The sequence below is a fragment of the Paracoccus sp. TRP genome (assembly GCF_000185925.1).
GTDB classification, from domain to species: domain Bacteria; phylum Pseudomonadota; class Alphaproteobacteria; order Rhodobacterales; family Rhodobacteraceae; genus Paracoccus; species Paracoccus kondratievae.
Map to the genome: position 1 here is coordinate 157702 of NZ_AEPN01000004.1, position 13319 is coordinate 171020.

The following is a 13319-nucleotide window of genomic DNA, read 5'->3' on the forward strand; positions in this document are numbered from 1 at the left end:
CAAACCCAGTGGAGCCGCCCGATGCTGCACCAATATGAAACCGACGGCGCCCGCATCTATGCGCAGTCCTTTGCCACCATCCGCGCCGAGGCCGACCTCGCCCGCTTTTCCCCCGAAGAAGAGCCGGTCGTCGTTCGCATGATCCACGCCGCCGGGCTGGTCGGGCTTGAACGCGACGTGGAATTCTCGCCCGGGATGGCCCTGGCCACGCGCAAAGCACTAGAGGACGGCGCACCAATCCTGTGCGACGCGCGCATGGTCAGCGAAGGGATCACCCGCGCCCGGCTGCCCGCAAAAAACCGTATCATCTGTACCCTGCAAGACCCCCGCGTACCGGAACTGGCGGCGCAGATGGGCAACACACGCAGCGCCGCCGCGCTTGAACTATGGCGCGAGGATCTGGCCGGGGCGGTGGTCGCCATCGGCAATGCTCCGACCGCGCTGTTTCATCTGTTGAACATGCTGCGCGATCCGGCCTGCCCGCGTCCCGCCGCGATTATCGGCTGTCCGGTTGGCTTTGTCGGTGCCGCTGAATCCAAGGCGGCGCTGATCAAGGACCTGCCCGCTCCGGCACTGATCGTGCGCGGGCGGCTTGGCGGCTCGGCCATCACGGTTGCCGCCGTCAACGCACTTGCCAGCCGAAAGGAATAGCCATGGGCAAGATCATCTGCGCGGGTCTTGGCCCCGGCGATCCCGACCTGATCTCGGTCCGTGCCGACCGCGCCATCCGCGGGGCACGCCAGATCGCCTATTTCCGCAAAAAGGGCCGCGCCGGACAGGCCCGCCGGATCGTCTCGGACCTGCTGGCGCCGGATGTGATCGAACATGCGATGGAATATCCGGTCACGACCGAAATCCCCTTTGACAGCCCCGAATACAACCGGTTGCTTTCGGCCTTTTACGACGACTGGACGGGGCGGCTTGCAGGGCTGGCTGCTGACGGCGACGTGGTCGTGCTGTGCGAGGGCGATCCGCTGTTTTACGGCTCGTTCATGCATCTGCACGCCCGGCTGCAGGATCTGGCGCCGGTCGAGATCATCCCCGGCATCCCCGGCATGACCGGTTGCTGGAACGCCATCGGCCGTCCGATGACCTGGGGCGATGACGCGATGACCGTGCTGATGGGCACTCTGCCCGAGGCCGAGCTAGCCCGCCACATGCGCGCCGCTGATGCGGTGGTCGTGATGAAAACCGGCCGCAACCTGCCCAAGATCGCCCGCGCGCTGAACCTTGCCGGACGGATGACCGATGCCTGGCTGGTCGAGCGTGGAACGATGCCGAACCAGCGCGTGACCCCACTTGCGGACGCCGATCTGCAGAATTGCCCGTATTTCGCCACCGTTCTGGTGCATGGCAATGGCCGCCGTCCCCTGGCGGACGCAGCGGAATGAGCGGCTGGGTCGTGGTGGCGGGTCTTGGGCCCGGGGCCGATCACCTCGTCACCCCCGAGGTGCGCGCAGCACTGGACGAGGCCACCGATGTTGTCGGCTATATCCCCTATGTCGCCCGTGTCGCTCCGCGCAAAGGGCTGACGCTGCACCCTTCGGACAACCGGGTCGAGGTCGAGCGCGCGCGCCTGGCCCTTGATCTGGCCGAAAGCGGGCGGCGGGTCGTGGTGGTCTCATCGGGGGATCCGGGGGTCTTTGCGATGGCCTCGGCGCTGTTTGAGGCGCTTGAGGACCGCACCGTCATGCCCGAAATCCGCATCCTGCCCGGCATCACCGCCATGCTCGCCGCCGCAGCACGGATCGGCGCACCGCTTGGCCATGATTTCTGCGCGATCAACCTGTCGGACAATCTTAAACCATGGGCCCTGATCGAGCGGCGCTTGCGGCTGGCGGCCGAGGCCGATTTTGCCATGGCCTTTTATAACCCCCGCTCAAAGGCACGGCCCGAAGGCTTTGCCCGCGCGCTTAACATCCTGCGCGAATGCTGCGGGCCTGACCGGCTGATCTCATTCGCGCGGGCCGTCTCGACCCCGGATGAGGTGATCCAGACCACGACGCTGAGCAAGGCATTGCCCGAGATGGCGGACATGCGCACCGTCGTCATCCTTGGCAACAGCGCCACCCGCCGGGCTGGCAGCTGGATCTATACGCCGCGATCCGTACCATGAAGCCAGACCATCACCTCGGCCGGGGTTGCGACGACGCGGCGGGGCGGCAGCTCAGGGCGGTCGATCATCACCACTGGCAGGCCCAGTTCGCGCGCAGCCGCGATCTTGGCCTCGGCCGCCTGACCTCCGGCATTCTTGGCAACGACATGGGCGATGTCATGGCGGCGCATCAGCGCCACATCACCTGCCACGGTGAAGGGGCCGCGCGAAACGATCAGCGTTGCATCCCGCAGGGGATGGGCCGCCACCTCGGCAAAGCGCAGCATCCAGATGTGATTGATCCCGACAAAGGGTTGCAGGTTCTGTCGCCCGATGGCCAGAAACACCCCCGAGCCATCCCCCGGCAGAACACGGGCGGCAGCCTCATAATCGCTGACCCTGACCCAACGGTCACCGGGCGCGGACACCCAGGGCGGGCGTTCCAGCGCGATCAGCGCCGTGCCCGTCGCCGCGCAGGCAGTAATGGCATTGCAGCTCATCCCCTTGGCAAAGGGGTGGGTGGCGTCGATGACATGGCTGATGCGTTCGGTGCGCAGATACCCGGCCAGCCCCTCGGGACCGCCAAAACCGCCGATCCGCGTCGGCAGGGGTTGTTTGACCGGGCGCGCGGTGCGGCCGGCGTAAGAATACACCGCCTGCAGCCCGGCAGCGGCCAGCGCGCTGGCCATGGCTCCGGCTTCGGTGGTGCCGCCCAGCAAAAGGATGCGCGTCATGGCTGATCCCTGGCTTTCCATCATCGGTATTCAGGAGGATGGCCCTGCCGGCCTGTCGCCTGCAAGCCGCGAAGCGCTGGATCTCGCCGAAATCGTCTTTGGTGCCCCCCGGCACCTGGAACTCGCAGGGCTTGCCGCGCCACGCGGCAAAACCTGGCCGGTCCCCTTTGATCTTGGCCCCCTGTTGGCCCTGCGCGGGCAAAAGGTCGCCGCGCTTGTCTCGGGCGATCCGTTCTGGCATGGCGCGGGGGGCAGTATTGCCGCTGTTCTGCCCCATAGCGAATGGCGCGCTTTTCCCGCGCCCGGCACCTTTTCGCTGGCCGCCGCAAGGCTGGGCTGGCGGCTGGAGGATGTGACCTGTCTTGGCCTGCACGCCGCACCCTTTGCCCGGCTGCGCCCGGTCATGGCACGGGGAACGCGGACGATCTGCCTGATGCGCGACGCCTCTGCCCCTGCCGCCCTGGCGGAATGGCTGGTGGCACAGGGGTTCGGGCAGATGCGCATGGTCGTGCTTGAGGCGCTTGGCGGCCCCCGCGAACGTATCCGCGAGGCGCGGGCGCAGGAGTTTGCACTTGACTGTGTCGCCCCGGTGGCGGTCGCTCTGGACGGGGCGGATCTGCCACCGGGGGCGGGCCTGCCACGTGGTTTCGGCCTGCCGGACGAGGTCTTTGCCCATGACGGCCAGATCACCCGCCGGGCTGTCCGGGCGATGACTCTGGCGGCGCTTGCCCCCCGTTCGGGTGAAATGCTGTGGGACATCGGCGGCGGCTCGGGCTCGATCAGCGTCGAATGGTGCCTGAACGGCGGGCGGGCCGTGACCATTGAGCCGCGCGCCGACCGCATCGCCAATATCGCCGCAAACATCGACGCCTTTGGGCTTGCGGAACAGATGCGCACCATCCACGGCGCCGCGCCCACGGCACTGGCTGGCCTGCCCCCGCCTGACGCGATCTTTGTCGGCGGTGGGGCCAGTGCGGCATTGATCAACGCCCTGCCCCCTGCACGACTGGTCGTGAACGCGGTCACGCTTGAAACCGAGGCACTGCTGATCGCTTTGCATGCCGCGCGCGGCGGATATTTGACCCGGGTTGCCCTGCAAGAGGCCACCCCTCTTGGCCGGATGCGCGGCTGGACCCCGGCGCGCAACGTCACGCAATGGAGCTGGCCATGAGGGTGGCAGGCATCGGCTTTCGCAAAGCGGCCACGCTGGCTGCGCTGCGCGAGGCGCTGACCCGTGCAGGCCCGGCCGAGGCGCTGGCGACCACGCCCGCCAAGGCGCAGGCCGCCCCAATACGTGCGCTTGCTGCCGAAACCGGCCTGCCCCTGATCGCGGTCGAGGTCGCAGGCATCGCCACGCCCACCCAATCGCCACGCATCCTTGCCCGCCACGGCACCGGTTCGCTGGCCGAGGCAGCCGCCCTTGCCGCCCTTGGCCCCGGCGCGCGCATCATCGCCCCGCGCGTCATCTCGCAGGATGGCACCGCCACCGCCGCCATCGCAGAAGGAGACCCCGCATGACCGTCCATTTCATCGGCGCTGGCCCCGGCGCGGCCGATCTGATCACCCTGCGCGGCCGCGACCTGATCGCCTCTTGCCCGGTCTGCCTTTATGCCGGCTCACTGGTGCCGCAGGAACTGCTGAGCCATTGCCCGCCCGGTGCGCGTATCGTGAACACCGCGCCCATGAACCTTGACCAGATCATTGGCGAGATCCTGAACGCGCATCGTGACGGTCATGACGTCGCGCGACTTCATTCCGGCGATCTGTCAGTGTGGTCGGCCATGGGCGAACAATTGCGGCGGCTGCGCGAACTTGGCATTCCCTATGACGTGACGCCGGGCGTACCTTCGTTCGCCGCCGCCGCCGCCGCGCTTGGGGCTGAACTCACGCTGCCCGGTATTGCGCAATCGGTGGTCCTGACCCGCACCTCGGGCCGGGCCTCGGCCATGCCAAAGGGCGAGCAGCTGGCAAATTTCGCGGCCACTGGCGCGACGCTTGCCATTCACCTGTCGGTGCATGTGCTCGACCGGGTACAAGACGAACTGCTGCCCCATTACGGTGCCGATTGCCCGGTCGCGGTAGTGTTCCGCGCCAGCTGGCCTGACCAGCGCATCGTCAGGGCGACGCTCGGCACGCTTGACCCGGCGATCGGCGAGGGCGAGCGCACGGCGCTGATCCTTGTCGGTCGGGCTCTCGCAGCCAGGGATTTTCTGGAAAGCCGCCTTTACGCCGGCGATTACGACCGCCGGTTTCGGCCGGTCGGCACCACACCCCGGTTCCCCGAATGAAGGGCCTTGTCATCAGCGCCCCGGCCTCGGGCAGCGGCAAGACCACGGTCACGCTGGGACTGATCGGCGCGTTGCGGGCGCGCGGCCTGACCGTGCAGCCCTTTAAAAGCGGGCCTGATTATATCGACCCCGCCTTTCACCGCCGGGCGGCGGAGCGTGACTCGTTCAATCTGGACAGCTGGGCCATGGGACGGGCACAGATCGCACATCTGATTGCGCGCACATCGGACGCCGATCTTGCAATCGCCGAGGGCTCGATGGGGCTATTTGACGGCGTGGCCCAGCGCGGAGGCTGCGGCAATGGCGCCAGCGCCGATATCGCCGCGCTGACCGGCTGGCCGGTGGTTCTGGTCCTTGACTGCAAAGGTCAGGCGCAATCCGCCGGGGCCGTGGCACTGGGGTTCCGCGAGATGCGCCGCGACGTGGAACTGGCCGGGGTGGTGCTGAACCGCGTCGCCTCGTCCCGGCACGAAATGCTGATGCGCCACGCGCTGGACCCGCTGGGCATCCCGGTGCTGGGCGTGCTGCCGCGCGAGGCCGGGATCGAACTGCCCGAACGTCACCTTGGCCTTGTGCAGGCGCAGGAGCTCGCCGCCCTTGACTCCTTGCTTGCCGCGGCTGCCGCAGCGGCAAGGCTGCATCTGGACCTTGACGCCATCATCGCGGCGGCTGGGGGCGGCGTCGTGGCCGGGCCATTTTCGCCACTGCCTCCGCCCGCACAACGTATCGCGCTGGCACAGGATGAAGCGTTTTCCTTTGTCTATCCGCATCTTATTCAGGGCTGGAGGACAGCCGGGGCTGAGATCCTGCCCTTTTCTCCCCTTGCGGATCAGCCCCCCGACGACAGTGCCGGGGCCTGCTGGCTGCCCGGCGGCTATCCAGAATTGCACGCAGGCAGGCTTGCCATGGCCGAACGCTTTCGCGCCGGGTTGCAGCGTTTTTCCCAGACGCGTCCGGTTCATGGCGAATGCGGTGGTTATATGGCCATGGGCGCGGGGCTGGTCGATGCTCAGGGGGTGCGGCACCAGATGACGGGCCTGCTGGGGCTTGAAACCAGCTATGAAAAGCGCCGGATGCATCTGGGCTATCGCCGGGCTCAGCCTTTGGCCGGGCTATACCGCCAGCCGCTGGCCGGGCATGAGTTCCACTATGCGACGATTCTCGCGCAGCCGGACGAGCCTTTGGCGCAGGTCACCGACGCTAATGGCGACAGGGTGGCCGAGACCGGCTCACGCCGCGGCCATGCCACCGGCACCTTCTTTCACCTGATCGGAGAGGCGCCATGATCGAGCTTGCGTTGATCGGCATCGGCACTGGCAGCCCCGGCCATCTGACCCGCGAAGGCATTGCGGCAATGGCGAATGCTGACCTGATCCTTATCCCCGCCAAAGGTGAGGATAAGGCCGATCTGGCCGAGTTGCGCCTTGCGCTTTGCCGCGATGCGCTGGTGAGCCCGCCACCGCTGGCGATCTTTGACATGCCGCAGCGCGGCGCCGCAAACGGCTATCGTCAGGGCGTCGAGGAATGGCACGACGCCATCGCGGCCCGGTGGGAACAGGTGATCCGCGATCATGGCGCCATGCGTCCGGCACTGCTGGTCTGGGGTGATCCTTCGCTTTACGACAGCACATTGCGCATCGCCGGGCGGGTCGCGCACCGTCTGCCCATGCGCGTGAAGGTCATTCCCGGCATCACTGCAATTCAGGCGCTTTGCGCGGCCCATACGATCCCGCTGAACGCGGTGGCCGCCCCGGTGCTTATCACCACCGGCCGCCAGATCCGTGACCATGGCTGGCCCGGGACCGCAGAGCGGCTGGTCGTCATGCTGGACGGCGAATGCTCGTTTCGCCATCTCGACCCGCAGGGCGTGCATATCTGGTGGGGCGCCTTTCTGGGCATGCCAAACCAGATCCTGATCAGCGGCCCCCTGTCCGAAGTCGCCGGCCGCATCCATGAGACCCGCGCCACGGCGAGGGCCGAGCACGGCTGGATCATGGATATCTATCTGCTTGACCGATGCCCGTCACCCTGACCCTGCCGCCCGGGGTCAAGGCCGATGCGCTGGCCCTGGCGCTTGGCACGCTTGACCCGACCGTCACCCTGCGCCGTACGGCCTTGCAGGCAAGAAACGCGCGGCCGGTCTTGATGGCTGTGCAATCGCCGGGGCGCGGCTCATATCTTTTTCACGACCTGCGCCCCGAGGATGCCGGTGACGTGGCCGCTACAATCCGCGCCTATCTTGCCGCCCCCGACGGCTGGATCAGCGACGCCCGACCCTGCGGACGGCTGCGGTATTGCCTCAAGCTGCGCATCCCGGCGGGATGAAAAACCCGCCGTTCATGTCCGCGCGGAGGGAGGAAACGCGGCATGAACGGCGGTCACTGCCATGAGAGCCCCGTGCGGCCCGGGGCGACGGGAGGTGCATGGACCCCGTCCCCTTCAGCCTGCGCTGCATCGCAGCATCGCGCAAGCACAGGCCGCGACAGCGCCACCCGAAAGCACGGATGTGCCCGTTTTATGGGTGATCTGGCCCGGACTGCGACGAAAAGCAGCAGTCCAAAACCCCCAAAAGCGCCGGAAAACCGCCCAAGACCAAGGGTTTTCACGAAAATGATATCGTCGGCGCGTTGGCAGTTTGGCCTGGTTGTGCAACCCTGCCCCTGCGCGAACCCCAGTGCAGCTAGACGCCACACAAAAAGGAAGATGACATGCGCCTGATTCTCATTGCCGCCGCCCTTGCCGCGGTTCCTCTGGCAAGCTTTGCCCAGGACGATCCGGCCAAGCAGGCCGTCAAGGCACGCCAGGGTTTCTATCAGATGCTCGCCATCAACATGGGCACCCTTGCCGGTATGGCCAAAGGTGATATCGCCTATGACGAAGCCGTCGCCAGCCGCGCCGCCGCCAATATCGAGGCGCTGACGCAATATGACATGCCCGCCCTCTTTATCGAAGGCAGCAGCTCGGCCGATACCGAAGGCACCGCTGCCAAGCCTGATATCTGGACGAACTCCGAGGACTTCCAGGCCAAGTTCGCCGGTCTGGGCGAGGCCGCCTCGGGCGCGTCCGAGGCCGTCAAAGGCGGTCAGGGTAATATCGGCCCGGTGGTCGGGAAACTGGGCGCTGCCTGCAAGGCCTGCCACGACAGCTATCGCGAAAAAAGCTGATGTCGCGGCGCGGCCCCATCCGTGAGGTCCGGCTATGGGACCCGCTTTTGCGCGGGTTCCATTGGCTTTTGGCGTTTTTCGTGATTGCGGCCTGGTGCCTTGGCCAGTTCGGCCCGGCAAAGATGACCCTGCATTTCTGGTGCGGCTATGTCGTGGCGGGGCTGCTGATCTTTCGCCTGGTCTGGGGCTTTGTCGGCCCGCCCCCGGCGCGGTTTACGCATTTCGTCCGGGGACCGGGGGCCGTGGCCCGGTACATGCGCAGCATGTTCCTGCCCGAGCCCAGCCACTGGCCCGGCCATAACCCCTTGGGGGCACTGTCGGTCATCGTCATGCTGGCGGTGCTGGCAGCGCAGGTGACGACCGGGCTGATCTCGGACCCCGACGACTATATCAACGTCGGCCCACTGGCATCTTATGTCAGCAGCGCCACCCGCTCAAAAGCGGTGGGCTGGCATAATCTGGGTGCCAGCATCATCCTGATCCTGGTGCTGCTGCATGTCGCGGCGGTGCTGTTCTATCGCTTCTGGAAGCGTGAGGATCTGGTCAGCCCGATGATCAACGGCCGCAAGGCGATCCGCGAGGAATAAGCGGCGCATTTGATCGAATCGCCCCTTCGTGCGAGGCTGGTTCATGCCGGGCCTCGCCTATTGACAGCCCGGCATGGCTGACCCGCATGAAGGAGCCGATGATGATCAGCAGGACCTTCGCCCTTGCGCTGGCCTTCTCGATGGCGGCGATCCCCGCATTCGCGGATTGCAACGGCCACAAGAAAGTCCCCAGCGACCAGACCACACAGATCGAGCGCCCGGCCCCAGCGCCGAGCACGAACAGCTAAAGGAAAAGGGCGGGATCAACCCCGCCCTTTTTCAGTTGAACTTGTTATCGCGGGGAAAGCCCCGTGGCGCCATACGTCCCGCTGTTGCCCGTTTGCCCAGCCATTCGGTCAGATCGGGCTCGGTCCGGGTGCGGCCACCGCTTTCCTGCCAGCGCAGACCTTCGGCCAGGGTGATGCAGATCGCGTCCGACAGCCCGCCGTCCTTGAACTTTTGCAACCGGACGCCCTTGCCCCGCGCCATTTCGGGCAGCTCGTCCAGCGGAAAGACCAGCATCTTGCGGTTCTGACCGACCACGGCAACATGGTCACCGGCGACGCGGCGGCAAAGCGCCGGCTCGCCATTCAGCACCTGTTTGCCGGCACGGGTCTGCGCAAGGATATCCGCCGCACCAACGATGAACCCGTCCCCGGCCTTTGAGGCAACAAGGTAACGCTCGCCATCGCGCCAGGGGAACATGTCGATCACCGCCGCATCATTCGGCAGGTCGATCATCAGCCGCAGCGGCTCACCCATGCCGCGCCCGCCGGGCAGGTTATTGGCGGGCAGTGTGTAAAAGCGGCCATTGGCGGCAAAGATCATCAGCTTGTCGGTGGTTTCGGCATGCAGCGCCATGAAGGGGCCGTCGCCGTCCTTGAACTTGACCTCGGCATCCAGCGGCTGATGACCCTTAAGCGCGCGAATCCAGCCCATCCTGGACAGGATCACGGTGATCGGCTCGCGCTCGATCATCGCCTCCATGTCGATTTCGGCCACCTCGCTGGCTTCGCCGATCTCGGTGCGGCGCTGGCCTCCGGGCGCGGACTTGCCGAACTTCGAACGCGTTTCGCGCAGCTCTTCGGCAATCCTGGCCCATTGCGCGCCCTCGTCAGCCAGCATGGCCATCAGGCCCTCGCGCTCATGGGTCAGCTTCTCATGCTCGGTGCGCAGCTCCATCTCTTCGAGACGGCGCAGGGCACGCAGGCGCATGTTCAGGATCGCCTCGACCTGAACCTCGGTCAGCCTGAACTCGGCGATCATCACGGCTTTCGGATCATCCTCATTACGGATGATCTCGATCACGCGGTCGAGGTTGAGGAAGGCGATCATATAGCCTTCCAGCACTTCCAGCCGGGCCGCGATCTTGTCCAGCCGGTGGTTCGAGCGCCGCACCAGAACCTCGCGCCGGTGGTCAAGGAATGCGCGCAGCACCTCTTTCAGCGAACAGACCTTGGGCACGCGCCCGTCGATCAGCACGTTCATGTTCAGGCCAAAGCGCACCTCAAGGTCGCTGACCCGGAACAGCGCGGCCATCAGCTGTTCGGCATCGACGGCGCGGGTGCGCGGTTCCAGCACGATGCGGATATCTTCGGCCGATTCATCGCGCACATCGGCAAGGATCGGCACCTTCTTGGTCTGGATGATCTCGGCCAGCCGCTCGATCAGCTTGGATTTCTGGACCTGATAGGGGATCTCGGTCACGACGATCTGCCACTGGCCGCGGCCCATATCCTCGACCACCCAACGCGCCCGCAACCGCAGGCTGCCGCGGCCGGTGCGATAGGCCTCGGCAATCGTCTCGCGCGATTCGACCAGCACGCCCCCGGTCGGGAAATCCGGCCCCGGCATGATCGAGATCAGCGTGTCGTCGCGGGCATCGGGTGCCTTGATCAGATGCAGACAGGCGTCGATGACCTCATGCAGGTTATGCGGAGGCACGTTCGTCGCCATCCCCACCGCGATCCCGCTGGCACCATTGCAAAGCAGGTTCGGGAATGCAGCAGGCAGCACCACCGGCTCTTGCAGCGTGCCATCATAGTTGGGGCGGAAATCGACCGCATCCTCGGCCAGCCCCTCCATCAGCGCCTCGGCTGCTGCGGTCAGGCGGGCCTCGGTATAGCGGCTGGCGGCAGGGTTGTCGCCGTCGATGTTGCCAAAGTTGCCCTGCCCGTCCACCAGCGGATAGCGCATGGCGAACGGCTGGGCCAGACGCGCCATCGCGTCATAGATCGCGGCATCGCCGTGGGGGTGATAGTTGCCCATCACATCGCCGCTGATCTTGGCCGATTTACGGAAAGCTCCGGTCGGGCTCAGCCGCAATTCGCGCATCGCGAACAGGATACGGCGGTGCACCGGCTTTAACCCGTCACGCGCATCCGGCAGCGCACGGTTCATGATCGTGGACAGCGCATAGGTCAGATACCGCTCGCCAATGGCGCGCGACAGCGGTTCGGACGTGGTCTGATCCGCGTTGGGATCGGGGGTATTCGGATCGTCGGACATGGTCGATTGAATAGGCCCGCGAACCGCATCGGTCCAGCCGGAAATGCGCGGCTTGCGCATGAGCGGGCCTTAGCGCAGAACCGGGTAGCAAGGAGGCGCGCATGAAAACCGTTCTGATCACCGGCTGTTCTTCGGGCATCGGGCTGGACGCAGCGCGCCACATGCGCGAACGCGGCTGGCGCGTCATCGCCACCTGTCGCAAGCCCGGGGATATCGAGGCCCGCCGTGCCGAGGGCTTTGATACCCTGCCGCTTGAGCTTGGCGACGAAGACAGCGTCGCCCGCTGCGCCGAGGCCGCTCTGGCGCTTGGCCGCATCGACGCGCTGGTCAACAACGCCGCCTTCGCCATCCCCGGCGCGGCCGAGGACCTGCCGCGCGGCGCGCTGCGTGCGATATTCGAGGCGAATCTGTTCGGCACCCATGACCTGACCCGCCGGCTGCTGCCGCATTTCCGCGCCCATGGCGGACGGGTGGTCAATATCAGTTCGGTCCTTGGCCTTGTCGGCATCCCCTGGCGCGGCGCCTATGTGGCGACGAAATTCGCGCTTGAGGGACTGACCGATGTGCTGCGCGTAGAAATGGCAGATACCGGCGTCCGCTTTGTTCTGATCGAGCCCGGCCCCATCGGCACGCTGATCCGCCAGAACTCGATTCCGCATTTCGAACGCTGGATCAACTGGCAGGCAAGCCCGCGCGCCGACCAATACCGCCGCACGCTGCTAAAGCGGCTTTATGAGCCTGCCGCGAAAAAGGACCGGTTCGAGCTGCCGCCCTCGGCGGTCAGCGCCCGCATCGCCGAAGCACTGGAAAGCACAAACCCGCGCCCGCGCTATTACGTCACCACGCCGACCCGCATCGCAGGCTTTGGGCGCAGGCTCTTGTCCACACGCGCACTGGACTGGTTCGCCCGCCGCAGCTAGGTTGCATGCCGAAAGGGCTTTTCATGCACGACAAACCGCTCTTCTATCTCCTCGTGATCTGCTGCCTTGTGGTCCTGGTGATCCTTGCCACCGGCATCGGCGGCTTTGCCCGCGGGGGCGAGTTCAACCGCAAACACGGCAATCGCCTGATGCGCTGGCGCATCATCGCCCAGGCGGTCGCTATCGCGGTCTTTCTGCTGTATCTCTGGATCAGGAGCGGCTGATGGTCGTGTTGAACAAAATCTACACCCGCACCGGCGACAGGGGCGAAACCGCGCTGTCGAATGGCGAGCGTGTGCCCAAACATTCGCTGCGGGTCGAAGCCTATGGCACCGTAGATGAATTGAACGCGACGCTTGGCCTCGCCCGGCTGCATGCCGGGGGCGAGATCGCGACCCGTATCGCGGTGATCCAGAACGATCTTTTCGATCTTGGCGCGGATCTGTCGCGGCCGCGCATGGAAGAGGACGACGATGCCCCCTATACTGTCCTGCGCATGCTCGACGCGCAGGTCGAGCGTCTTGAGACCGAAATCGACGCAATGAACGCGGCGCTTTCACCCTTGCGCAGTTTTATCCTGCCGGGCGGTTCGGCGCTGGCGGCGCATCTGCACCTGTCGCGCACTGTCGCCCGCCGGGCCGAACGTGCTGCCGTTGCGCTGATGGCTGCCGAAGGGGCCAATCCGGCCGCTGTGAAATATCTCAACCGCCTGTCGGACTGGCTGTTCGTGGCGGGGCGCGTGGCCAATGATAACGGCGCGCAGGATATCCTGTGGGTGCCAGGAGCCAGTCGTTAGCGCGAACACGACAGGATGGAAATGTTACGACGCGTTACGGTCGTTTTTTCCCTGTTATTGCCGCTGATGGCCAGCTAACAAACCTTCCGAACAGGTGACACAACCAAAGGGGAGCGGCCGATGAAGGTTCTCGTGCCATTGAAGCGTGTGATTGACTACAACGTTAAGGCCCGCGTTAGGTCTGACGGCACTGGCGTCGATCTTGCGAACGTCAAGATGTCGATGAA

The 13319-nt window shown here is 65.7% G+C and carries 17 protein-coding genes and 1 pseudogene; 16 read left to right on the forward strand and 2 right to left on the reverse strand.

Annotation, left to right across the window (positions count from 1 at the left end):
- Window positions 1-21 precede the first annotated feature (21 nt).
- The 3 genes from PARACOCCUSGL_RS0104245 to cobJ are packed head-to-tail and all read left to right on the forward strand — an operon-like array spanning window position 22 to window position 2116.
- Window positions 22-651, forward strand: a complete 630-nt coding sequence (locus tag PARACOCCUSGL_RS0104245) for a precorrin-8X methylmutase (protein ID WP_010393428.1) — start codon at window positions 22-24, stop codon at window positions 649-651.
- 2 nt (window positions 652-653) lie between these two features.
- A complete protein-coding gene (gene cobI / locus PARACOCCUSGL_RS0104250; RefSeq protein ID WP_010393429.1) occupies window positions 654-1391 on the forward strand; it encodes a precorrin-2 C(20)-methyltransferase in 738 nt (245 codons plus the stop codon).
- A complete protein-coding gene (gene cobJ, locus PARACOCCUSGL_RS0104255) occupies window positions 1388-2116 on the forward strand; it encodes a precorrin-3B C(17)-methyltransferase (RefSeq protein WP_010393437.1) in 729 nt (242 codons plus the stop codon). The genes cobI and cobJ overlap by 4 nt, the downstream gene beginning before the upstream one ends.
- Here the strand turns inward: cobJ and PARACOCCUSGL_RS0104260 are convergent.
- The gene (locus PARACOCCUSGL_RS0104260) at window positions 2092-2829 is read right to left on the reverse strand and encodes a cobalt-precorrin-6A reductase (protein ID WP_010393438.1); all 738 of its coding nucleotides are present in this window, start codon (window positions 2827-2829) and stop codon (window positions 2092-2094) included. The two genes, cobJ and PARACOCCUSGL_RS0104260, sit on opposite strands and share 25 nt — an antisense overlap.
- Here PARACOCCUSGL_RS0104260 and cbiE point away from each other — a divergent pair.
- The 9 genes from cbiE (at window position 2828) to PARACOCCUSGL_RS21970 (ending at window position 9116) form a co-directional block, all read left to right on the forward strand.
- Window positions 2828-4000 (forward strand): precorrin-6y C5,15-methyltransferase (decarboxylating) subunit CbiE, encoded by a 1173-nt coding sequence (cbiE, locus tag PARACOCCUSGL_RS0104265; protein WP_010393439.1) that lies wholly within the window; start codon window positions 2828-2830, stop codon window positions 3998-4000. The genes PARACOCCUSGL_RS0104260 and cbiE overlap by 2 nt on opposite strands.
- Complete coding sequence (locus PARACOCCUSGL_RS0104270; protein WP_029371487.1) at window positions 3997-4347, forward strand: cobalamin biosynthesis protein; 351 nt, start codon at window positions 3997-3999, stop codon at window positions 4345-4347. The genes cbiE and PARACOCCUSGL_RS0104270 overlap by 4 nt, the downstream gene beginning before the upstream one ends.
- Window positions 4344-5117: a precorrin-4 C(11)-methyltransferase gene (cobM, locus tag PARACOCCUSGL_RS0104275; RefSeq protein ID WP_010393441.1), complete on the forward strand. Its 774-nt coding sequence runs from the start codon at window positions 4344-4346 to the stop codon at window positions 5115-5117. The genes PARACOCCUSGL_RS0104270 and cobM overlap by 4 nt, the downstream gene beginning before the upstream one ends.
- On the forward strand, window positions 5114-6403 hold the full coding sequence (locus PARACOCCUSGL_RS0104280) for a cobyrinate a,c-diamide synthase (protein WP_010393442.1): 1290 nt from the start codon (window positions 5114-5116) through the stop codon (window positions 6401-6403). The genes cobM and PARACOCCUSGL_RS0104280 overlap by 4 nt, the downstream gene beginning before the upstream one ends.
- Window positions 6400-7149: a precorrin-6A synthase (deacetylating) gene (gene cobF, locus PARACOCCUSGL_RS0104285; RefSeq protein WP_010393443.1), complete on the forward strand. Its 750-nt coding sequence runs from the start codon at window positions 6400-6402 to the stop codon at window positions 7147-7149. The genes PARACOCCUSGL_RS0104280 and cobF overlap by 4 nt, the downstream gene beginning before the upstream one ends.
- Entirely contained in the window at window positions 7134-7442 is a 309-nt protein-coding gene (locus PARACOCCUSGL_RS0104290) for a DUF1636 family protein (protein WP_010393446.1), read from the forward strand. The genes cobF and PARACOCCUSGL_RS0104290 overlap by 16 nt, the downstream gene beginning before the upstream one ends.
- Window positions 7443-7825: 383 nt before the next feature.
- The gene (locus PARACOCCUSGL_RS0104295) at window positions 7826-8281 is read left to right on the forward strand and encodes a cytochrome c (RefSeq protein WP_010393447.1); all 456 of its coding nucleotides are present in this window, start codon (window positions 7826-7828) and stop codon (window positions 8279-8281) included.
- Window positions 8281-8868: a cytochrome b/b6 domain-containing protein gene (locus PARACOCCUSGL_RS0104300; protein ID WP_010393450.1), complete on the forward strand. Its 588-nt coding sequence runs from the start codon at window positions 8281-8283 to the stop codon at window positions 8866-8868. The genes PARACOCCUSGL_RS0104295 and PARACOCCUSGL_RS0104300 overlap by 1 nt, the downstream gene beginning before the upstream one ends.
- Before the next feature lie 101 nt (window positions 8869-8969).
- Window positions 8970-9116: a hypothetical protein gene (locus PARACOCCUSGL_RS21970; RefSeq protein WP_158004467.1), complete on the forward strand. Its 147-nt coding sequence runs from the start codon at window positions 8970-8972 to the stop codon at window positions 9114-9116.
- Between the two features lie 31 nt (window positions 9117-9147).
- Here PARACOCCUSGL_RS21970 and parC read toward each other — a convergent pair whose 3' ends face one another.
- Entirely contained in the window at window positions 9148-11376 is a 2229-nt protein-coding gene (gene parC / locus PARACOCCUSGL_RS0104310) for a DNA topoisomerase IV subunit A (protein ID WP_010393453.1), read from the reverse strand.
- A gap of 101 nt (window positions 11377-11477) precedes the next feature.
- Between parC and PARACOCCUSGL_RS0104315 the strand changes: the two genes are divergently transcribed.
- The 4 genes and pseudogenes from PARACOCCUSGL_RS0104315 to PARACOCCUSGL_RS21755 form a co-directional block, all read left to right on the forward strand.
- Window positions 11478-12296 carry an SDR family NAD(P)-dependent oxidoreductase gene (locus tag PARACOCCUSGL_RS0104315; protein ID WP_010393454.1) on the forward strand — a complete coding sequence of 273 codons (819 nt, stop codon included), beginning with the start codon at window positions 11478-11480 and terminating at the stop codon, window positions 12294-12296.
- A 23-nt stretch (window positions 12297-12319) separates the two neighbouring features.
- The gene (locus PARACOCCUSGL_RS0104320) at window positions 12320-12520 is read left to right on the forward strand and encodes a twin transmembrane helix small protein (protein WP_029371488.1); all 201 of its coding nucleotides are present in this window, start codon (window positions 12320-12322) and stop codon (window positions 12518-12520) included.
- A complete protein-coding gene (locus PARACOCCUSGL_RS0104325) occupies window positions 12520-13092 on the forward strand; it encodes a cob(I)yrinic acid a,c-diamide adenosyltransferase (RefSeq protein WP_010393457.1) in 573 nt (190 codons plus the stop codon). Before PARACOCCUSGL_RS0104320 ends, PARACOCCUSGL_RS0104325 begins: the two co-directional genes overlap by 1 nt.
- A gap of 120 nt (window positions 13093-13212) precedes the next feature.
- Window positions 13213-13319 (forward strand): annotated as a pseudogene (locus tag PARACOCCUSGL_RS21755) (electron transfer flavoprotein subunit beta/FixA family protein); the annotation flags it as partial.